The organism is Pseudomonas sp. CH61 (assembly GCF_059429415.1).
The window spans coordinates 496,809-517,992 of record NZ_CM182098.1 but is presented as its reverse complement, the minus strand read 5'-3'; the positions used below and the strand labels follow the sequence as shown (position 1 = coordinate 517,992).

Annotated in this window: 18 protein-coding genes; 7 read left to right on the top strand and 11 right to left on the bottom strand. The window is 59.0% G+C overall.

All coding sequences use genetic code 11. From position 1 onward, the window contains the following. Position 1 precedes the first annotated feature (1 nt). From bamA to rpsB, 9 genes are all read right to left on the bottom strand, one after another. Positions 2 to 2,377: an outer membrane protein assembly factor BamA gene (gene bamA, locus AC5SEM_RS02245; RefSeq protein WP_495472088.1), complete on the bottom strand. Its 2,376-nt coding sequence runs from the start codon at positions 2,375 to 2,377 to the stop codon at positions 2 to 4. A 74-nt stretch (positions 2,378 to 2,451) separates the two neighbouring features. Further along, entirely contained in the window at positions 2,452 to 3,804 is a 1,353-nt protein-coding gene (gene rseP, locus AC5SEM_RS02240; protein WP_116028746.1) for a sigma E protease regulator RseP, read from the bottom strand. A gap of 54 nt (positions 3,805 to 3,858) precedes the next feature. Then, positions 3,859 to 5,049 (bottom strand): 1-deoxy-D-xylulose-5-phosphate reductoisomerase, encoded by a 1,191-nt coding sequence (gene ispC / locus AC5SEM_RS02235; protein WP_495472087.1) that lies wholly within the window; start codon positions 5,047 to 5,049, stop codon positions 3,859 to 3,861. Continuing rightward, positions 5,046 to 5,852, bottom strand: a complete 807-nt coding sequence (locus AC5SEM_RS02230; RefSeq protein WP_038357900.1) for a phosphatidate cytidylyltransferase — start codon at positions 5,850 to 5,852, stop codon at positions 5,046 to 5,048. The genes ispC and AC5SEM_RS02230 overlap by 4 nt, the downstream gene beginning before the upstream one ends. Then, positions 5,852 to 6,607: a polyprenyl diphosphate synthase gene (gene uppS / locus AC5SEM_RS02225; RefSeq protein ID WP_007908854.1), complete on the bottom strand. Its 756-nt coding sequence runs from the start codon at positions 6,605 to 6,607 to the stop codon at positions 5,852 to 5,854. The genes AC5SEM_RS02230 and uppS overlap by 1 nt, the downstream gene beginning before the upstream one ends. A gap of 14 nt (positions 6,608 to 6,621) precedes the next feature. Next, positions 6,622 to 7,179, bottom strand: coding sequence for a ribosome recycling factor (gene frr, locus AC5SEM_RS02220; protein ID WP_007908855.1), 558 nt, complete (start codon positions 7,177 to 7,179; stop codon positions 6,622 to 6,624). Further along, on the bottom strand, positions 7,176 to 7,919 hold the full coding sequence (gene pyrH, locus AC5SEM_RS02215; protein WP_003222124.1) for a UMP kinase: 744 nt from the start codon (positions 7,917 to 7,919) through the stop codon (positions 7,176 to 7,178). Before pyrH ends, frr begins: the two co-directional genes overlap by 4 nt. 209 nt (positions 7,920 to 8,128) lie before the next feature. Further along, the gene (gene tsf, locus AC5SEM_RS02210) at positions 8,129 to 8,992 is read right to left on the bottom strand and encodes a translation elongation factor Ts (RefSeq protein WP_077571318.1); all 864 of its coding nucleotides are present in this window, start codon (positions 8,990 to 8,992) and stop codon (positions 8,129 to 8,131) included. A gap of 190 nt (positions 8,993 to 9,182) precedes the next feature. After that, positions 9,183 to 9,920 carry a 30S ribosomal protein S2 gene (gene rpsB, locus AC5SEM_RS02205; protein ID WP_003222119.1) on the bottom strand — a complete coding sequence of 246 codons (738 nt, stop codon included), beginning with the start codon at positions 9,918 to 9,920 and terminating at the stop codon, positions 9,183 to 9,185. A gap of 373 nt (positions 9,921 to 10,293) precedes the next feature. On the opposite strand from rpsB, the gene map reads away from it, so the two are divergent. From map to dapC, 3 genes are read left to right on the top strand one after another with little or no spacing between them, the layout of a single operon-like run. Then, a complete protein-coding gene (map, locus tag AC5SEM_RS02200; RefSeq protein WP_016985097.1) occupies positions 10,294 to 11,076 on the top strand; it encodes a type I methionyl aminopeptidase in 783 nt (260 codons plus the stop codon). A gap of 41 nt (positions 11,077 to 11,117) precedes the next feature. Then, positions 11,118 to 13,820 carry a [protein-PII] uridylyltransferase gene (locus AC5SEM_RS02195; protein ID WP_123594889.1) on the top strand — a complete coding sequence of 901 codons (2,703 nt, stop codon included), beginning with the start codon at positions 11,118 to 11,120 and terminating at the stop codon, positions 13,818 to 13,820. Positions 13,821 to 13,863: 43 nt separating this feature from the next. Next, complete coding sequence (gene dapC, locus AC5SEM_RS02190) at positions 13,864 to 15,063, top strand: succinyldiaminopimelate transaminase (protein WP_495472086.1); 1,200 nt, start codon at positions 13,864 to 13,866, stop codon at positions 15,061 to 15,063. Positions 15,064 to 15,109: 46 nt separating this feature from the next. Here dapC and AC5SEM_RS02185 read toward each other — a convergent pair whose 3' ends face one another. Continuing rightward, on the bottom strand, positions 15,110 to 16,741 hold the full coding sequence (locus tag AC5SEM_RS02185; protein ID WP_495472085.1) for a Na+/H+ antiporter: 1,632 nt from the start codon (positions 16,739 to 16,741) through the stop codon (positions 15,110 to 15,112). A gap of 347 nt (positions 16,742 to 17,088) precedes the next feature. On the opposite strand from AC5SEM_RS02185, the gene AC5SEM_RS02180 reads away from it, so the two are divergent. From AC5SEM_RS02180 to AC5SEM_RS02165, 4 genes are all read left to right on the top strand, one after another. Beyond that, the gene (locus tag AC5SEM_RS02180; RefSeq protein WP_042607053.1) at positions 17,089 to 17,397 is read left to right on the top strand and encodes an arsenate reductase; all 309 of its coding nucleotides are present in this window, start codon (positions 17,089 to 17,091) and stop codon (positions 17,395 to 17,397) included. Positions 17,398 to 17,430: 33 nt separating this feature from the next. Continuing rightward, positions 17,431 to 18,465: a 2,3,4,5-tetrahydropyridine-2,6-dicarboxylate N-succinyltransferase gene (dapD, locus tag AC5SEM_RS02175; RefSeq protein WP_077571310.1), complete on the top strand. Its 1,035-nt coding sequence runs from the start codon at positions 17,431 to 17,433 to the stop codon at positions 18,463 to 18,465. 133 nt (positions 18,466 to 18,598) lie between these two features. Further along, positions 18,599 to 19,804, top strand: a complete 1,206-nt coding sequence (locus AC5SEM_RS02170) for an aminotransferase class V-fold PLP-dependent enzyme (RefSeq protein WP_495472084.1) — start codon at positions 18,599 to 18,601, stop codon at positions 19,802 to 19,804. Then, positions 19,801 to 20,205 (top strand): SufE family protein, encoded by a 405-nt coding sequence (locus tag AC5SEM_RS02165; protein ID WP_495472083.1) that lies wholly within the window; start codon positions 19,801 to 19,803, stop codon positions 20,203 to 20,205. The genes AC5SEM_RS02170 and AC5SEM_RS02165 overlap by 4 nt, the downstream gene beginning before the upstream one ends. A gap of 104 nt (positions 20,206 to 20,309) precedes the next feature. Here AC5SEM_RS02165 and tcdA read toward each other — a convergent pair whose 3' ends face one another. Then, positions 20,310 to 21,122: a tRNA cyclic N6-threonylcarbamoyladenosine(37) synthase TcdA gene (gene tcdA / locus AC5SEM_RS02160; RefSeq protein WP_495472082.1), complete on the bottom strand. Its 813-nt coding sequence runs from the start codon at positions 21,120 to 21,122 to the stop codon at positions 20,310 to 20,312. Positions 21,123 to 21,184 lie beyond the last annotated feature (62 nt).

Sequence of the window (21,184 nt, the reverse complement as noted above, 5' to 3'; positions counted from 1 at the left end):
CTTAGAACGTCTGGCCGAGGGAGAATTGGAACACTTGAGTTTCAGCCTCATCCGGTTTCTTGATCGGCATGGCCAACGCGAAGCTCAGAGGACCCAGTGCGGTGACCCAGGTCACGCCCACACCCACGGAACTGGCCATGTTGCTCAGGCTGATGTCGTTACACTTGGTGTTCGACGTCGAGCCGTTCGCATTGGTAGTGTCCTTGCACTGCGAGTCAAATACGTTACCCACATCCCAGAATACCGAGGTACGCAGGGAGCGTTGATCTTTCACGAACGGCAGCGGGAACAGAACCTCGACACCACCCTGGATCAGGACGTTACCACCGAACGGCAGTGGATCCTGGTCCGGGTCAGCCAGCGTGCCCGGGTTGGTACCACGGCTCGGCGTACTGCGCGGGCCGAGGGTGCTGTCCTTGAAGCCACGAACCGAGTTGAAACCACCAGCATAGTAGTTTTCATAGAACGGCAAGCCGTCAGTCGAACCATAACCGTCGCCATAACCCAATTCGGTGTGCAGACGCAGGGTGTAGTTCTCGCTGATCGGCTGGAACAACTGACCACGGTAATCGAGTTTGTAGAAAGACAGATCGCTACCTGGAATGGTCGATTCCAGCGTCAGGCTCTGCGAACGACCACGGGTCGGCAGCACGCCTTTGTTCAGGGTCGATTCGGACCAGCCGGCCGAAGCCTTGAAGTTCAGGTACTTGTCGCCTTCCTTGTTAACGAAGTCGAAAATCTCGTCAACGGTGTAAGTACCGGTCTTGATCGTGTCCTGCTGAGCGGACAGACCAAAGGTCAGGCGCGAAGTCTCGCTGATCGGGTAGCCAACGTTCACGCCGGCACCCAGGCTGTCTACCGCATAGCTTGCTACGTCGACGTCGAGGTCTTTGTAGTCAGTGGTGCGATAGAACGCGTTGTAACCCAGGCTCACGCCATCGGCAGTCCAGTACGGGTCAACGTAGCCGAAGTTGTAGCGGCTCTGGTATTCGCTGCGGGTCAAACCGATGCTGACGCGGTTACCGGTACCAAGGAAGTTGTTCTGGGTGATCGAACCACCGAGGATCAGACCGGCGCTCTGGGCGAAACCGACACTGGCGGTAATCGAACCGGACGCCTGTTCTTCAACGGCGTAGTTCACGTCAACCTGGTCGTCGACACCCGGAACAGCCGGGGTTTCGACGTTGACTTCTTTAAAGAAGCCCAGACGCTCAAGACGGGTCTTGGACTGGTCGATCAGGTAAGTCGAAGCCCAGCCACCTTCCATCTGACGCATTTCACGACGCAGCACTTCGTCTTCGGACTTGGTGTTGCCACGGAAGTTGATGCGGTTGACGTAGGCACGCTTGCCCGGATCGACAGCAAACAGGATGTCCACAGTGTGATCGTCATCGTGTGGCTGAGGAACACCGTTGACGTTGGCGAAGGTGTAGCCCTCGTTACCCAGACGACGGGTGATCAGCTCGGACGTGGTGGTCATCAGTTTGCGCGAGAACACCTGCCCCTTCTGCACCAGCAGCAGGGACTTGACCTGATCTTCAGGGACTTTCAGATCACCACTGAGCTTGACGTCACGAACGGTGTACTTCTCGCCTTCGGTGACGTTGACAGTGATGTAGACGTGTTTCTTGTCCGGGGTGATCGACACCTGCGTCGAAGCGATATCCATGTTGATATAGCCACGATCCAGGTAGTAGGAACGCAGACGCTCCAGGTCACCGGACAGTTTTTCACGGGCGTACTTGTCGTCGTTCTTGAAGAACGACAGCCAGTTGGTGGTTTTCAGTTCGAACAGGTCGGTCAGGTCTTCCTCAGGGAAAACCGTGTTGCCCACCACGTTGATGTGCTGAATGGCCGCAACGGTGCCTTCGTTGATCTTCACTTTCAGGCCGACACGGTTACGCGGTTGCGATACCACTTCGGTATCGACCGTAGCCGAGTAGCGACCTTGCGCGACGTACTGACGTTGCAGCTCGTTACGCACACCTTCGAGGGTGGCACGCTGGAAGATTTCGCCTTCGGCCAGACCGGATTGCTTGAGACCTTTCATCAGGTCTTCAGTCGAGATCGCCTTGTTGCCTTCGATTTCGATACTGGCGACCGACGGACGCTCGACGACCGTGATGACCAGAACGTTGCCTTCGCGGCCCAGCTGGATATCTTGAAAGAAACCGGTTTTGAACAACGCACGAGTGGATTCCACCAGGCGACGATCATCCGCCTGCTCACCGACGTTCAACGGCAAGGCACCAAAGACGCTACCCGCGGAGACCCGCTGGAGGCCATTGACGCGAATATCAGAGATAGTGAAGGACTCGGCGTGAACTTCGGCGATCATCAATACGGTGAGAACCGCAGTTAGCAGCAGACGTTTCATGAAGTCCTTTCTTATTCCAACTGGCAATAAACAAACTGCCGCAAAATGCGGCAGATTCGCAATTCAGCGAAGCGTTACAGTCGACCCAGATCGTTGACCAGAGCAAGCAACATCACCCCGACCACCAAACTGATACCGATCTGTATCCCCCAACCTTGCACCCGATCCGACAAGGGACGACCACGCGCCCACTCGATCAGATAAAACAACAAATGCCCCCCATCCAGTACAGGAATGGGCAGCAAATTCAGAACTCCCAGGCTAATACTCAGATAAGCAAGGAAATTCAGGAAATCAGCGACGCCCGACTGGGCAGAAGCGCCCGCCACTTTAGCAATGGTTATCGGTCCACTCAAGTTTTTTACCGAGAGCTCGCCGAACAGCATTTTCTTCAGTGAATCGAGTGTCAGAATGCTCATGGTCCAAGTGCGACGGGCACCCTCGCCAATCGCGGCCAACGGGCCATAACTGACCTCGCGGATCATCTCCGGTGGCCAGTCGACAGCTTTTACGCCCGCACCCAGATATCCGCTAGGCGATTTGCTTTCACCGCGCGCTGCCAGGGTTACAGGGACGTCGATTTGAGCACTGTCACGCTCGATACGCAGCATGATTTTGGTATCAGGACGCGTACGAACGGTATCAACCACTTGCTGCCAGTCATTCAGCGCCTGACCGTCGAGGGCCAACAGGCGATCGCCAGTCTTCAGGCCGGCCGCCTGGGCCGGGCCTTTCGGATCAAGCTCAGCCAACACCGGCGGCAACGCCGGGCGCCAAGGACGAATACCCAGAGAACGAATCGGATCCGGCTCATCTGCACCTTTGAGCCAGTTGTCCAGCTTCAGCTCACGAGGCGTATCCGCCGACGAGCCCTGCTCACGCACCAGCAACTGCAGAGAACCGCTTTCACCAAGGCGTCGTACCAATTGCAGATTGACGGCGGCCCAACCGGTAGTCGGCTCACCATCGACAGCAACAATTTCCTGACCAGCGTTCAAACCGGCACTGGCGGCGATACTGCCGGATTCAACTGCACCAATGACCGGGCGAATCTGCTCGCTGCCGAGCATCGCCAATACCCAGAAGAACACCAACGCCAACAGAAAGTTGGCAATGGGCCCGGCCGCAACAATGGCGATACGCTGGCGTACGGATTTGCGGTTGAACGATTGATCTAGCTGATCAACCGGAACTTCACCCTCACGCTCGTCGAGCATTTTGACGTAGCCGCCCAGCGGAATCGCGGCAACCACAAACTCGGTGCCTTGCTTGTCGTGCCAGCGCAGCAACGGCATGCCGAAGCCTACGGAGAAACGTAGAACCTTGACGCCACAGCGACGCGCGACCCAGAAGTGGCCGAATTCGTGAAAGGTGACCAGCACACCCAAGGCGATCAGGGTGCCGGCAATCATATAGAGCGCGCTCATCTACTTTCTCCGCAATCCTGTTCAGTGCCGCGTGTAGCCATTGTGTTGCAAATTCTATCGATCGTGACGCTTCAACCACTGTTCTGCCAGAACTCGTGCCTTGGCATCTGCCGTAAACACGGCTTCGAGATCTGCCAGCGCAACCACCGGCTCGAGATCCAAGACTTCCTCGATGATACTCGCGATTTCCGGGTAACGGACCCGTCCGTCGAGAAACGCTGCCACGGCCACTTCGTTGGCCGCATTGAGCATCGCTGGCGCACTGTCGCCAGCCTCGGCAGCTTGCCGTGCCAGACGCAGGCAAGGGAAGCGCTCTTCATCCGGCGCCTCGAAGTCCAGCCGCGCGATGGCGAACAGATCCAGCGGTGCGACACCGGAATCAATGCGCTCCGGCCAGGCCAAGGCATTGGCGATCGGTGTACGCATGTCGGGATTGCCCAACTGCGCCAGCACCGAACCGTCGACATAATCGACCAGCGAGTGAATCACGCTCTGCGGATGAATCACCACCTCGACCTGCGAAGGTTGTGCATCAAACAGCCAACAGGCCTCGATCAGCTCAAGACCTTTATTCATCATGCTGGCCGAATCGACCGAGATCTTGCGCCCCATGGACCAGTTCGGGTGTGCACACGCCTGATCAGGTGAAACATGCGCCAGCTCACTCATCGGCGTCTGTCGGAACGGGCCACCAGAGGCTGTGAGTAAAATCCGACGAACACCCACCGAACTCAATCCACGGGCAAAATCCTGTGGCATGCACTGGAAAATCGCGTTGTGTTCGCTATCGATCGGCAACAGTATCGAACCGCTCTTGCGCACCGCCTGCATGAACAAGGCGCCGGACATCACCAGCGCCTCTTTATTAGCGAGGAGTATCTTCTTGCCGGCCTCGACGGCCGCCAGGGTCGGGCGCAGACCTGCCGCACCGACGATCGCCGCCATCACCGCATCGACTTCCGGAGCAGCAGCGACCTGACACAGACCCTCCTCCCCCACCAGCACACGGGTCGGTAAACCGGCGGCACGCAAATCATCCTGCAAGCCACGCGCGGCGGCGGCCTCGGGCACCACAGCAAATTGCGGCACATGGCGCACGCACAAAGCAAAAAGCTCACTGAGGCGCGTGAAACCACTCAACGCGAAGACCTGATAACGCTCAGGATGACGAGCAATGACATCCAGCGTGCTCAGACCGATCGAGCCCGTCGCACCGAGAACGGTAATCTGTTGAGGACGACTCACGGTGCCGCCATCCACAGCAGCACGGCAAATACCGGGATTGCCGCGGTCAGACTGTCGATACGATCAAGCACGCCGCCATGACCGGGCAGCAGATTACTGCTGTCCTTGATGCCGGACTGACGCTTGAACATGCTTTCGGTCAGATCGCCGACAACCGAGATAAAGACGATCAGCGCAGCGCCGATCAAGCCCTTAAGCAGCTCGGCGACGGTCCAGTCACGCACCAGACCGACAATCGCTGTAATCAGCAAACTCAGCGCCAGACCACCGTAAACACCTTCCCAGCTCTTGCCTGGGCTGACTTGCGGAGCCAGCTTGCGCTTGCCGAATTTGCGACCAGAGAAGTAGGCACCGATATCGGCGCCCCAGACCAGCACCATCACGGCCATGATCAGCCAGTTACCCAGCGGGTACTGTTTGATTTGCACCAGGCCTTGCCAGGCCGGCAGCAGAATCAGCAGGCCGATGACCAGTTTGGTTGCCGCACTCGACCAATGCACGCTGGAGCGCGGATAGGTCAGCACCAGCCAGGTCGCCGCCGCCCACCACAATACAGACGCACCCAGCACCCACGGGGCAAGCCCGGGCAGGATGTACATGATGAACAACATGAACGCGACCACGGCGGCAAAACCCACGCGGAACGCTTGCCCGGTGAAGCCAGCCAGACGCGCCCATTCCCAGGCACCCAAAGTCACAACCAGACCGATAAACAAGGCAAAACCGGAGCCTTCCAGCAGGAAAAACCCGCACAAGGCGATCGGCAGCAGGATCAGTGCAGTGATGATTCGTTGTTTAAGCATTAAACCCGGGCTCCAGCTTCGACCTGTTCGCTCGTTTTACCGAAGCGACGCTGGCGCGAAGCGAAATCGGCCAGCGCATTGCGCATGGCATCGTGTTTGAAGTCCGGCCAGAACAGGTCGGAGAAGTACAACTCGGCGTAAGCCAGTTGCCACAGCAAGAAGTTGCTGATGCGGTGCTCACCACCGGTACGAATGCACAAGTCAGGCAATGGCAGATCGCCGGTCGCCAGACAGGTTTGCAGCAGATCAGGAGTGATGTCTTCCGGACGCAGGTGCCCGGCCTGAACTTCACGCGCCAGACGCTGTGCAGCTTGCGCGATATCCCACTGGCCACCGTAATTGGCGGCGATCTGCAGGATGAAACGGTTGGCACCCGCCGTCATCGCCTCGGCTTCACGCATTGCCGCCTGAAGCTCCGGATGAAAGCGCGAGCGATCGCCAATGATGCGCAGGCTGATGTTGTTGTCGTTGAGGCGCTTGGCCTCACGACGCAATGCCTTGAAGAACAAGTCCATCAAGGCACTGACCTCATCGGCCGGACGCTGCCAGTTCTCACTGGAAAACGCGAACAGGGTGAGCACTTCGACCTTGGCCTCGGCGCACACCTCAATTACCGCACGCACAGCATCCACGCCCGCTTTATGCCCGGCGACACCCGGCATAAAGCGTTTTTTCGCCCAGCGATTGTTGCCATCCATGATGATCGCGACATGGCGCGGCACCGCGGACGGCGCAGTCTGCTTGGTCTTGTCCATTAAAAGCTCGAACCTTATACGGCCATCAGATCCGCTTCTTTTTGCTTGGTAGCCGTGTCGATATCAGCCTCGGCCTTGTCGGTGAGCTTCTGAATATCGGCAGCGGCACGACGCTCTTCGTCTTCGCTGATTTCTTTGTCCTTGACCAGTTTTTTCAGCTCGCCCAAGGCGTCACGACGAATATTGCGCACGGCAACACGCGCGTCTTCGGCGGCACTGCGCGCCTGCTTGGTGAAGCCCTTGCGGGTTTCTTCAGTCAGGGCCGGCATGGAAATCAGCAACAACTCGCCCAGGTTGGTCGGGTTGAGGTTCAGGCCAGCGCTCTGGATTGCCTTGTCGACTGCGGCGAGCATGTTGCGCTCGAACGCAACGACTTGCAGGGTACGCGAGTCCTTAACGGTGATGTTCGCCACTTGAGTGATGGAGGTGTCTGCGCCGTAGTACGGCACCATCACGCTACCCAGAATGCTTGGGTGAGCCTTGCCGGTACGAATCTGACCGAATGCGTGGGCCAGAGAGTCCAGGGATTTTTGCATGCGCTCTTGAGCGTCTTTTTTGATTTCGTTGATCATTGTTGACCTTCCTCGATCAGGGTGCCTTCAGCGCCGCCATGGACGATGTTCAGCAGGGCACCGGGCTTGTTCATGTTGAATACGCGCAGCGGCATCTTGTGGTCGCGGCACAGGCAAATAGCGGTCAGATCCATTACACCCAGCTTGCGATCCAGCACTTCATCATAAGTCAGATGATCGAACTTCTCGGCATGCGGGTCTTTGAACGGGTCAGCGGTGTAAACGCCATCGACCTTGGTCGCTTTCAGCACGACGTCGGCATCGATTTCGATTGCACGCAGGCAGGCTGCCGAATCCGTGGTGAAGAACGGGTTGCCGGTACCGGCTGCGAAAATCACGACGTCTTTGGAGTTCAGGTGGCGCATGGCTTTGCGGCGATCATAGTGATCGGTCACGCCAACCATGGAAATGGCCGACATCACGATGGCCGAGATATTGGCACGTTCCAGCGCATCGCGCATGGCCAGGGCGTTCATCACAGTGGCCAGCATGCCCATGTGGTCGCCTGTGACCCGATCCATACCGGCTTTGCTCAGGGCTTCGCCACGGAACAGGTTGCCACCACCGATCACCAGACCGACCTGTACACCGATGCCGACCAGCTGGCCGACTTCCAGCGCCATGCGATCCAGCACTTTTGGATCGATCCCGAACTCTTCCGAGCCCATCAGGGCCTCGCCGCTAAGCTTGAGTAGAATGCGTTTATAGCGAGCCTGATAACCACTGCCCTGCTGAGCCATTGCGAATCTCTCCTGCGGCGTATTTAAAAATTCTTTGCGAGCTGTTTACAGCTGGCGTTCACTCTAGCTTGGCGCTGCTTCAGCGCCATCGGAACATGGCTTTGTAAGTCAGTTCCAAGTGGAAACCAATAAAAAATTGGCAACCCCATCTGAAAAGAGGCTGCGCGCGTTAGCGGGCAGCCTCTTTCGGCGACAGTTGAAAAACCGTCTTACTGCTTGGCGGCAGCCAGCTGAGCAGCAACTTCTTCAGCGAAGTTGTCTACTGGCTTCTCGATGCCGTCGCCCACTTTGTAGTAGGTGAAGGAAACGATTTCTGCGCCGCCTTTCTTGGCCAGCTCGCCAACCTTGATTTCAGGGTTCTTGACGAACGCCTGCTCAACCAGGCTTGCTTCTGCCAGGAACTTGCTGATACGGCCTTTGACCATGTTCTCAACAATGTTTTCTGGCTTGCCTTTGATCTTCTCTTCGTTCAGCTGCAGGAACACAGCTTTTTCACGCTCGATCGCTTCGTCCGAAACTTGCGAAGGCAGCAGGAACTCAGGGTTGCTTGCAGCTACGTGCATCGCGATGTCTTTGGCCAGCTCGACGTCACCGCCTTTCAGAGCCACAACAACACCGATCTTGTTGCCGTGCAGGTACGAACCTACAACGTCACCTTCGATACGGGTCAGACGACGGATGTTGACGTTTTCGCCTACTTTGGCAACCAGTGCTTCACGAGCAGCTTCTTGCGAAGCGATCAGCGGAGCAGCGTCGGTCAGCTTGTCAGCGAAAGCTTTTTCAACGCTGGCAGCAACGAAGTTTTTGAAGTCGTCTTGCAGAGCCAGGAAGTCGGTCTGCGAGTTCACTTCCAGGATAACGGCAGCTTTACCGTCGTCCTTGATTGCGATTGCGCCTTCGGCGGCAACGTTGCCAGCCTTCTTCGCAGCCTTGATCGCGCCCGAAGCACGCATGTCATCAATGGCTTTTTCGATGTCGCCGTCAGCCTTTTCCAGGGCTTTCTTGCAGTCCATCATGCCTTCGCCGGTACGCTCGCGCAGTTCTTTAACCAACGCTGCAGTAATTGCTGCCATTTTCAAATTCCTCTTGGATAGGTTTTCAACCATTCCACCCGATCGAACGGGCGTTCAATTCTTCCCGAACCACCCTTGTTAGCTGCCGCACATTACAAACAGTGCCGTGGGCGCCAACAAATGGTTTTCGAGGTGGCAAAAAGGGGGCCAAGCCCCCTTTTTGCTTACTGAGTCAACGCCAGGGCGTTAATTACTCAGCTGCAGCCTGAGTTTCTTCAGCTGCGAATTCTACAGTGCCGCCAGCAACATTGTTGCGACCACGGATTACTGCGTCAGCCATCGAACCCATGTACAGCTGGATAGCGCGGATTGCGTCATCGTTGCCTGGGATGATGTAGTCAACGCCTTCCGGGCTGCTGTTGGTGTCGACAACGCCGATTACCGGGATGCCCAGCTTGTTGGCTTCGGTGATCGCGATGCGCTCGTGGTCAACGTCGATCACGAACAGTGCGTCTGGCAGACCGCCCATGTCCTTGATGCCGCCCAACGAACGATCCAGCTTCTCAAGATCACGGGAGCGCATCAGCGCTTCTTTCTTGGTCAGCTTGGCGAAAGTACCGTCTTCGGCTTGAACTTCAAGGTCACGCAGACGCTTGATGGAAGCACGAATGGTTTTGAAGTTGGTCAGCATGCCGCCCAACCAGCGGTGATCGACGTACGGCGAACCGCAACGTGCTGCTTCTTCAGCAACGATCTTGCCAGCGGAACGCTTGGTGCCGACGAACAGAATCTTGTTTTTGCCCTGGGCCAGACGCTCTACGAAAGTCAGAGCTTCGTTGAACATTGGCAGGGTTTTTTCAAGGTTGATAATGTGAATCTTGTTACGCGCGCCGAAAATGTACTTACCCATTTTCGGATTCCAGTAACGGGTTTGGTGACCGAAGTGCACACCGGCCTTCAGCATATCGCGCATATTGACTTGGGACATGATAGTTCCTTAATAAGTCGGGTTTGGCCTCCACGTATCCCAATGACCAACCAGTGGCATAAAGCCAAAAGCACCCAGGTCATCGTGTCGACACGTGTGTGGATTTAAGCTTTTCGGGGTATCCCCGGAAAGCGGCGCATTTTATACCACAGGGTGCGCAGAAACGGAACCCGGAATCTGTATTCGCACCAAGGACATGGGCGCAGCCCCCTTGGAATCGGCCCCGAACGCACCATTGTATAGAGAGAAGCGATGCACGCGGGCGCTGAATTGCGCCGTGCGTCTGTTAGAATCGCGTTTTTCAGGGTCGCAAAACGCACACCTGCCACCCTATTCGTATCAGCAAGCGCCGCCGAGCGCAGAGAGAGCCTGTATGACCGTCAACCTCAAAACCCCCGAGGACATCGCTGGCATGCGCGTCGCCGGCAAACTGGCCGCCGATGTGCTGGAAATGATTGCCGAACATGTCAAACCGGGCGTCACCACCGATGAGCTGAACCAGATCTGCCACGACTACATCGTCAATGTGCAGCAAGCCATCCCCGCCCCGCTCAACTACAAGGGCTACCCGAAGTCGATCTGCACCTCGATCAACCACGTGGTCTGCCATGGCATTCCGAATGACAAGCCGCTGAAAAACGGCGACACCCTGAACATCGACGTCACCGTGATCAAGGACGGTTACCACGGCGACACCAGCCGCATGTTCCACGTCGGCGAAGTACCGGTCTGGGCCGAACGCCTGTCGCAGATCACCCAGGAATGCATGTACAAGGCGATCGAGATCGTCAAACCCGGCTGCCGCCTCGGTGACATCGGCGAAGTGATCCAGAAGCACGCCGAGAAGAACGGTTTCTCGGTGGTTCGCGAGTTCTGCGGTCACGGCATCGGCAAGGTTTTCCACGAAGAGCCGCAGATCCTCCACTACGGCCGCGCCGGCACTGGCATGGAACTGAAGGCCGGGATGACCTTCACCATCGAGCCGATGATCAACCAGGGCAAGGCCGACACCAAAGTATTGGGCGATGGCTGGACCGCGATCACCAAGGACCGCAAGCTCTCGGCGCAGTGGGAACACACCCTGCTGGTGACCGACACCGGCTACGAGATCTTCACCCTGCGCGCCGATGACACCATCCCGCGCATCTCGGCCTGATCCAGACAACGCTCCCAGCCTTATAGAAGGAAAGCCAATCGATGCCGCAGGTGGATCCCGAACTCTTCGACCGCGGCCAGTTCCAGGCTGAACTGGCCCTCAAAGCGAGTCCTATCGCGGCGTTCAAGAAGGCGATCCGCCAGGCTCGCGAGGTCCTCGACACGCGTTTTCGCCAAGGTCGCGACATCCGCCGCCTGATCGAAGACCGTGCCTGGTTCGTCGACAACATCCTGCAAAAGGCCTGGGAGCAGTTCAACTGGAGCGAAGACGCCGACATCGCACTGGTCGCGGTCGGCGGTTATGGTCGCGGTGAACTGCACCCGTATTCCGACATCGATTTGCTGATCCTGCTGGACAGCGCCGATCACGAAGTTTTCCGCGACTCCATCGAGCGCTTTCTGACGCTGCTGTGGGATATCGGCCTGGAAGTCGGTCAAAGCGTACGCTCGGTCGATGAATGTGCCGAAGAAGCCCGCGCCGACCTCACAGTGGTCACCAACCTGATGGAAAGCCGCACCATCTGCGGCCCCGAGCGCCTGCGTCAGCGCATGCTCGACGTCACCAGCACCGCACACATGTGGCCGGCCAAGGAGTTCTTCCTCGCCAAGCGTGCCGAACAAAAGGCCCGCCACCACAAATACAACGACACCGAATACAACCTGGAACCCAACGTCAAAGGCTCGCCCGGCGGCCTGCGGGATATTCAGACGATTCTGTGGGTGGCACGACGTCAGTACGGCACCCTTAACCTGCGCGCACTCGCTGGCGAAGGTTTCCTGGTCGAGAGTGAAAACGCGCTGCTCGCCTCCTCCCAGGAATTCCTCTGGAAAGTGCGCTACGCCCTGCACATGCTCGCCGGTCGCTCCGAAGACCGCTTGCTGTTCGATCATCAACGCACTATTGCCGGGCTGCTCGGGTTTGAAGGTGACGACGCCAAACAGGCCGTCGAAAACTTCATGCAGCAGTATTTCCGCGTGGTCATGAGCATCGCCCAGCTCAGCGACCTGATCATCCAGCACTTCGAGGAAGTCATCCTCGCGCCGGAAGACGAAGCGCCGCCACAGCCGATCAACTCGCGCTTCCAACTGCATGACGGCTATATCGAGGCACGCAACGACAACGTGTTCCGCCGCACGCCGTTCGCCATGCTCGAAATCTTCGTGCTGATGGCGCAGCAGCCGGAAATCAAAGGCGTGCGCGCCGACACCATTCGTCTGCTGCGCGAGCACCGTCACCTGATCGACGACAACTTCCGCAACGATATTCGCAACACCAGCCTGTTCATCGAGCTGTTCAAGTGCAAGATCGGCATTCACCGCAACCTGCGACGGATGAACCGTTACGGCATTCTCGGGCGCTATCTGCCGGAGTTCGGTTTTATCGTCGGGCAGATGCAGCACGACCTGTTCCACATTTATACGGTCGATGCGCACACGCTGAACCTGATCAAGCACCTGCGCAAATTGCAGTACACCCAGGTCTCGGAGAAATTCCCGCTGGCCGCCAAGCTGATGGCCAAACTGCCCAAGCCTGAACTGATCTACATGGCCGGCCTGTACCACGACATCGGCAAGGGCCGGCATGGCGATCACTCGGAGATCGGCGCGGTCGATGCTGAAGCGTTCTGCCAGCGCCACCAGTTGCCGGTGTGGGACAGCCGCCTGATCGTCTGGCTGGTGCAGAACCACCTGGTGATGTCGACCACCGCGCAGCGCAAGGACTTGTCCGACCCGCAAGTGATCCACGACTTTGCCCTGGCCGTTGGCGATGAAACCCGCCTCGACTATCTCTACGTGCTGACCGTGGCCGACATCAACGCGACCAACCCGACGCTGTGGAATTCCTGGCGCGCCAGCCTGTTGCGCCAGCTCTACACCGAGACCAAACGCGCCTTGCGTCGCGGCCTGGAAAACCCGGTCGATCGCGAGGAGCAGATCCGCCAGACCCAGAGCGCCGCGCTGGATATTCTGGTGCGCGGCGGCACCGATCCGGACGATGTCGAGCAACTGTGGGCGCAGTTGGGCGATGACTATTTCCTGCGCCACACCGCCGGTGACGTGGCCTGGCACAGCGATGCGATCCTCCAGCAACCGGTCGATGGCGGGCCGCTGGTGCTGATCAAGGAAACCACCCAGCGCGAGTTCGAGGGCGGCACGCAGATCTTCATTTATGCACCGGATCAACACGACTTCTTCGCGGTGACCGTGGCGGCGATGGATCAGCTCAACCTGAACATTCACGACGCCCGGGTCATCACCTCGAGCAGCCAGTTCACCCTCGACACCTACATCGTGCTCGACAACGAAGGCGAGTCCATCGGCGACAACCCGGCGCGGGTCAAGCAGATCCGCGAAGGCCTTACCGAAGCCCTGCGCAATCCCGACGATTACCCGACGATCATCCAGCGCCGGGTGCCGCGCCAGCTCAAGCATTTCGCCTTTGCGCCGCAGGTCACCATTCACAACGATGCGCAGCGTCCGGTGACCGTGCTGGAATTGACCGCGCCCGATCGGCCGGGCCTGCTGGCGCGGATCGGCGGGATTTTCCTCGAATTCGACCTGTCGCTGCAGAACGCCAAGATCGCGACACTCGGCGAGCGGGTGGAAGACGTGTTCTTCATCACCGACGCCCACAACCAACCGTTGTCCGACCCGTTGCTGTGCAGCCGTTTGCAGGATGCGATCGTTGAGCAACTGAGCGTTAATCAGGAACCCGATATCAAATTGTCGCGCATCAGTATCTGATGGCGCCCCGGATTCAAATGGCTTTGCGAGAGACCCAGCCCCAATGAACAACGCTCTGAACCAGCTCCAGCCGTACCCGTTCGAAAAGCTCCGCGCTCTGCTCGGCAGCGTGACGCCGAACCCGGACAAACGCCCGATCGCCCTGTCGATCGGCGAGCCGAAACACCGTTCGCCAAGCTTCGTCGCCGAAGCCCTGGCGAACAGTCTGGATCAGATGGCCGTATACCCGACCACCCTCGGCATCCCCGCCCTGCGCGAAGCCATCGCCGGCTGGTGCGAGCGGCGTTTCGGCGTGCCGAGCGGCTGGATCGATCCGGCGCGCAACGTGCTGCCGGTCAATGGCACCCGTGAAGCGTTGTTCGCATTCACCCAGACCGTGGTCAACCGTGGCGACGACGCGCTGGTGGTCAGCCCGAACCCGTTCTATCAGATCTACGAGGGCGCCGCGTTCCTCGCCGGGGCCAAGCCGCACTACCTGCCATGCCTCGACGAAAACGGCTTCAACCCGGATTTCGATGCCGTTTCGCCAGATATCTGGAAACGCTGCCAGATCCTCTTCCTCTGCTCGCCGGGTAACCCGACCGGCGCACTGATCCCGGTCGATACCCTGAAAAAGCTGATCGCCCTGGCCGACGAGTACGATTTCGTGATCGCCGCCGACGAGTGCTACAGCGAACTGTACTTTGACGAGCAAACGCCGCCGCCAGGCCTGCTGACGGCCTGCGTCGAACTGGGCCGCAAGGACTTCAAGCGTTGCGTGGTGTTCCACAGCCTGTCCAAGCGCTCCAACCTGCCGGGTCTGCGCTCAGGTTTTGTCGCCGGTGATGCCGACATCCTCAAAGGCTTCCTGCTGTATCGCACCTACCACGGCTGCGCGATGCCGGTACAAACCCAACTGGCCAGCGTTGCCGCGTGGAACGACGAGGTCCACGTGCGCGCCAATCGTGCGCTGTACCGCGAGAAGTTCGATGCGGTGCTGGAAATCCTTAGCCCGGTGATGGACGTGCAGCGTCCGGACGGCAGCTTCTATCTGTGGCCGAGCGTGCAAGGTGATGACGCCGCGTTCTGCCGTGATCTGTTCGAGCAGGAGCACGTGACCGTGGTGCCGGGTTCTTACCTGTCCCGCGACGTCGATGGCGTCAACCCGGGCGCTGGCCGTGTGCGCATGGCGCTGGTTGCGCCGCTGGCAGAATGTGTCGAAGCCGCTGAACGGATTCGCGCCTTCATCACTCGCCAGAAGTAATCATCAAGAGCCCGCACAAGGAATTTTGTGCGGGCATCCCGATGAGTTACTTGACCTTCCCCAGATTGGCTTCGCTCAAATCCAGATCGGCCAACACTTCTCTGAGGACGTCATCACCGATCTGGTGATGTCGACTGAGGCTATACAGTTCCAGGCGCTGTGCCCTGAGCCCTTTCAGGCGCATGCGACGCTCGAGCAGATCCATCTGGAACGCCAAGGCCTGCGCTTCGGCGGAGTCGTTGAAGACATCGAGCTGATGGCGATACTCGGACATGATCCGCGCCTTCAACTCGGCCGACAGCGCAGCCTGAGCGGCGTCCTGCGGGGTGGTTTCCTCGGTCTCCAGCGCATGAATCGCCGCTTCTGCGGTTTTGCGCCAGGCATCACGCACTTCCTGGCGCCGCTTGTCGTCCGGGCTTTTTTCGATGCCGCGCAACAGCAGAGGCAGCGCGATACAGGCCGAAACCAGCGACAGCAGAATCACTCCGGCAGCGATGAAAATCAGCAGATCACGCTCGGGAAACGCATCAGCCCCCATCAACATCGGTACTGACATCACACCGGCCAGGGTCACCGCACCGCGCACACCGCCGACGGTCAGCAGCCAGCAGGAGCGCGCGGTCGGGACTTGCGTCAGCTCGCCCTTGCCACGCAAACGGCGCAGCAGCACAGATAATCGCCAGATGCTTTGCACCCAGATAAACCGCAGTAACACCAGCGCGAAGAATATCGCCACGACATCGAGGCAGCGATAGAACAACGTTGGCCAGAGCGTCGGTTCATGGCTGACCACAGCTTTGATGATGTCCGGCAATTGCAGGCCAAGCAGGAGGAAGATCAAGCCGTTGAATGCGAACTCCAGCAGCGACCAGACGCTGCGATTAAGCAGTCGAGTGCTGGTCTGCCGAGGCAGCAGATCTAGCCAGCTCTGCATCATCCCCGCCGCCACGGCCGAGAGAATGCCCGACACGCCAAGACGCTCGGCCAACACATAAGCAGCGAACGGCAACAGCAACATGAACACCACGTGAGTGGCCGGATCATCCCAGCCGCGGGCGATCATCCATGCCCGCAAGCGCCCGACCAGCCAGCTCAAGGCCACACCGACCGCCAACCCGCCGAGCGCCACCACGACAAAGGTCAGGCTGGCGTTGGTCAGCGAGAACACGCCCGTGATGGCCGCTACCAGGGCGAACTTGAAGGTCACCAGACCCGAGGCATCGTTCATCAGCGCCTCGCCCTGCAATATATGCATCAGCGGGGTCGGCAAACGGTTTTGCGAAATGGCCGACACCGCTACGGCGTCGGTCGGCGACAAAACCGCCGCGAGGGCAAAGGCTACCGGTAACGGAATTGACGGCAACAACCAATGAATGAAGTACCCGGCACCGACCACGGTGAACAGCACCAGCCCGACCGCCAGCGTCAGGATCGGCCCGCGCAAATGCCAGAACTCGCGCTTGGGCATGCGCCAGCCATCGGAAAACAGCAGGGGCGGCAGGAACAGAAACAGAAACAATTCGGGATCGAGGGCCACATGCAGACCCAAGGTCGGCCAGGCGAGCAAGGCACCGGCGCCGATTTGCACCAGAGGCAGTGGCAACGGGATGACCCGTCCGACCAGCCGCGAGACGCTGACCAGCATCAGCAGGATCAGGACGGTGTAAGCGGTTTGCATAAAGCGGAAATCTCAGACAATCGACAGCGTTGAACTGCCATATTAGCCGCTTAGGATGCGTCTGACCGTTGCACCTATGTCGCAGCTGCCGGATTGCAGTCCCTTGTGGGAGCGAGCCTGCTCGCGAATGCGGTGGATCATTCAACACCGATATTGACTGAAATGGCCCTTTCGCGAGCAGGCTCGCTCCCACAGGTTTTGCAGCGTTACGACAACCGTGGCCGACGAAACGCTTTGGTCATGGCATAATCCGACACCATTTTTTCTCCAGCACCTGTAAAGGGGGCAATTCCTTGACCGTTTCAAGTAAAACGTTGCACCTTTTCGGCATCAAAGCCTGCGACACCATGAAGAAGGCGCGCACCTGGCTCGATGAACACGCTGTCAGTTACGACTTTCACGATTACAAAACCGCCGGCATCGACCGTGAACACCTGACCCAATGGTGTGACGAGCATGGCTGGCAAACGGTGTTGAACCGCGCAGGCACGACCTTTCGCAAACTCGACGACGAACGCAAAGCCGATCTCGACCAGTCGAAAGCCATCGAACTGATGCTCGCTCAACCCTCGATGATCAAGCGCCCGGTGCTCGATCTCGGTGACCGAACCCTGATTGGCTTCAAGCCAGATATCTACGCGGCCGCTCTGAAGTAAGCAGCCCGTCACTCTTTGTAGAGGTGTATTTACATGTCCAATTCCCTGTTCAGCATCGCTTTTGGTGTCGGCACTCAGAACCGTCAAGGCGCGTGGCTGGAAGTGTTCTACGCACAGCCATTGCTCAACCCATCGGCCGAACTGGTCGCGGCGGTTGCGCCGATCCTCGGTTACACCGAAGGCAACCAGGCCATCACCTTCACCACCGCTCAGGCTGCGCAACTGGCCGAAGCCGTGAAAGGCATCGACGCCGTGCAAGGCAAGCTGCTGACCCGTCTGGCTGAAAGCCACAAGCCGCTGGTCGCCACTTTGCTGGCTGAAGACGCACAGCTGACTTCGACCCCTGAGGCCTACCTCAAGCTGCACCTGCTGTCGCACCGTCTGGTCAAGCCACACGGCGTGAGCCTGGCCGGGATCTTCCCGCTGCTGCCGAACGTTGCCTGGACCAGCCAAGGTGCTGTTGACCTGAGCGAACTGGCGGAAATGCAACTGGAAGCCCGTCTGCGTGGCGAGCTGCTGGAAGTGTTCTCGGTGGACAAGTTCCCGAAAATGACCGACTACGTGGTTCCGGCCGGCGTGCGTATCGCTGACGCGGCACGTCTGCGTCTGGGCGCCTACGTAGGCGAAGGCACCACCGTGATGCACGAAGGTTTCATCAACTTCAACGCCGGCACCGAAGGCCCGGGCATGATCGAAGGCCGCGTGTCGGCTGGCGTGTTCGTCGGCAAGGGCTCGGACCTGGGCGGCGGTTGCTCGACCATGGGCACCCTGTCGGGCGGCGGCAACATCGTGATCAAGGTCGGCGAAGGCTGCCTGATCGGCGCCAACGCCGGTATCGGCATCCCGTTGGGCGACCGTAACACCGTTGAGTCGGGCCTGTACGTGACCGCCGGTACCAAGGTGGCGCTGCTCGACGAAAACAACAACCTGGTCAAGGTTGTGAAAGCGCGTGAATTGGCTGGTCAGACTGACCTGCTGTTCCGTCGCAATTCGGAAACCGGTGCTGTGGAATGCAAGACCCACAAATCGGCGATCGAACTGAACGAAGCGCTGCACGCTCACAACTAAGTGCTTGGATAATCCATTGTAGGAGTGAGCCTGCTCGCGATGCTTTTAGCGCCCTCACGGACGCCATCGCGAGCAGGCTCACTCCTACAGGATTTGGCGTACATCCCGCCCCTCTTCACCAGGGCTAAAGACCGTGATGATTCCCTCCCCGTGGCGCGCCGATTTTCCGGCCATCACCGCGCTGCAACGGCAAGACCAGACTTATCTGGACAACGCTGCCACCACGCAAAAACCCCAGGCCCTGCTCGACGCGTTGACGCATTACTACGCCAATGGCGCGGCCAATGTGCATCGCGCGCAACACCTGCCCGGCGCTCACGCGACGCAGGCGTTCGAGGACAGTCGGCTGAAGGTCGCCCAGTGGCTGAATGCCGGTGACAGCGGGCAGATCGTCTTTACCCACGGCGCCACCAGTGCGCTGAATCTCCTGGCCTATGGCCTCGAACATCTTTTCCACCCGGGCGATGAAATTGTCATCAGCGCCCTGGAGCATCACGCCAACCTGCTGCCGTGGCAGCAACTGGCGCAACGTCGCGCTCTGAAACTGGTGATCCTGCCGCTGGATGACGACGGCCTGATCGACCTCGCCGCCGCTGTGCATCTGATCGGCCCGCGCACGCGCTTGCTGGCGGTCAGTCAGCTGTCCAACGTGCTCGGTGCATGGCAGCCATTGCCGGCGTTGCTGGGCATGGCCAAGGCGCAGAACGCGCTGACCGTGGTCGATGGCGCGCAGGGCGTGGTTCATGGTCGGCATGACGTGCAGGCGCTGGGTTGCGACTTTTATGTGTTTTCCAGTCACAAGCTGTATGGCCCGGATGGCCTCGGCGTGCTATTCGGGCGCAATGCAGCACTTGAGCAGTTGAAGCCCTGGCAGTTCGGCGGTGAGATGGTGCTGGAAGCCAATTATCACGACGCGCGCTTTCGCCCGGCGCCACTGGGTTTTGAAGCGGGCACGCCGCCAATTGCCAGTGTGATCGGCCTCGGCGCGACGCTGGATTATCTGGCGGGTCTGGATCAGGACGCGGTCTCTGCTCATGAAGCCGCGTTGCATGACTATTTGCTGCGTGGCCTCGCGGCGCGTAATGGCATTCGTCTGCTCGGCAAGCCGCAACTGGCGCTGGCAAGTTTTGTCGTCGAGGGCGTGCACAACGCCGATCTGGCGCATCTGCTGACCGAGCAAGGCATTGCCGTGCGCGCCGGGCACCACTGCGCCATGCCGCTGCTGAAAAGCTTCGAACTGGCCGGGGCGATCCGCGTGTCGCTGGCGTTGTACAACGACTCCGAGGATCTGGAGCGCTTTTTCGAAGCGCTGGATCAGGCGCTGGAGTTGTTGCGATGAGCTTGCCGGTCGAAGCGGCAGAAGCGTTGCAGATCTTTCAGAACGCGGCCGGCTGGGAACAGCGGGCGCGATTGTTGATGCAGTTTGGTGATCGTCTGCCGCCGCTTGGTGATGCGGATAAGTGCGAGGCGAACCGGGTGCATGGCTGTGAGAGTCAGGTGTGGCTGGTTGGCGAACTGCACGACGGTCACTGGCAATTCAGCGCGAGCAGCGATGCACGGATGATTCGCGGGTTGGTGGCGTTGTTGCTGTTGCGGGTCAACGGGTTGTCGGCGACTGATTTAAAGCAAATCGACTTGCCTGATTGGTTTAATCAGCTCGGCCTGTCGCGCCAGCTATCGCCATCGCGCAGCAATGGCCTGAATGCTGTGCTCCAGCGGATGAATGAGTTGGCACTTTAAAGCGGCTGCTTCGCAGCCATCGCGAGCAGGCTCACTCCTACAATTGGAACGCATTCCCCCTGTAGGAGCGAGCCTGCTCGCGAAGAGGCCATCAGCCTCACCGATCAAACCTCAGGTTTAATGCGATCCGCCGGGCGCCGAACACCGGCGACAATCTTGTCCACAGCCTTGGTCGCCGCGACCATGCCGAACGTCGCCGTGACCATCATCACCGCACCAAACCCGCCGGCACAGTCCAGTTTCACGCCATCGCCGACAAAACTCTTCTGCAAGCAAATGCTGCCATCCGGCTTCGGATAACGCAGTTGTTCCGTGGAAAACACACACGGCACGCTGTAATGGCGGGTCACGGTGCGCGAGAAGCCATAATCGCGCCGCAGTGTCGAGCGCACTTTCGACGCCAATGGATCGTTGAAGGTGCGGTTTAGATCGCACACCTGAATCAACGTTGGATCAATCTGCCCGCCCGCACCGCCAGTGGTGATGATCTGGATCTTGCGGCGCTTGCACCAGGCGATCAGCGCAGCCTTGGCGTTGACCGCGTCGATGCAGTCGATCACGCAATCAATATTCGGCGTGATGTATTCGGCCATGGTCTCGCGGGTGACGAAATCCGCCACCGCGTGCACGGTGCAATCCGGGTTGATCCCGCGCAGACGCTCGGCCATCACTTCGACCTTGGGCTTGCCGACGGTGCTGTCCAGTGCGTGCAACTGACGGTTGGCGTTGCTGACGCAGACGTCATCGAGGTCGAACAGCGAAATCTCGCCGACACCACAACGGGCCATGGCTTCCGCCGCCCAGGAACCGACGCCACCGACGCCGACGATCGCCACATGGGCCGCGCGCAGGCGCGCCAGGCCCTCGATGCCATACAAACGGGCAATGCCTGCAAACCGCGGATCTTCTGTACTCATGACCATTACCCCAAAAACCGGCGCGCATTATAGGGCTACACAGCGACAAGTTTTAAGCTTCG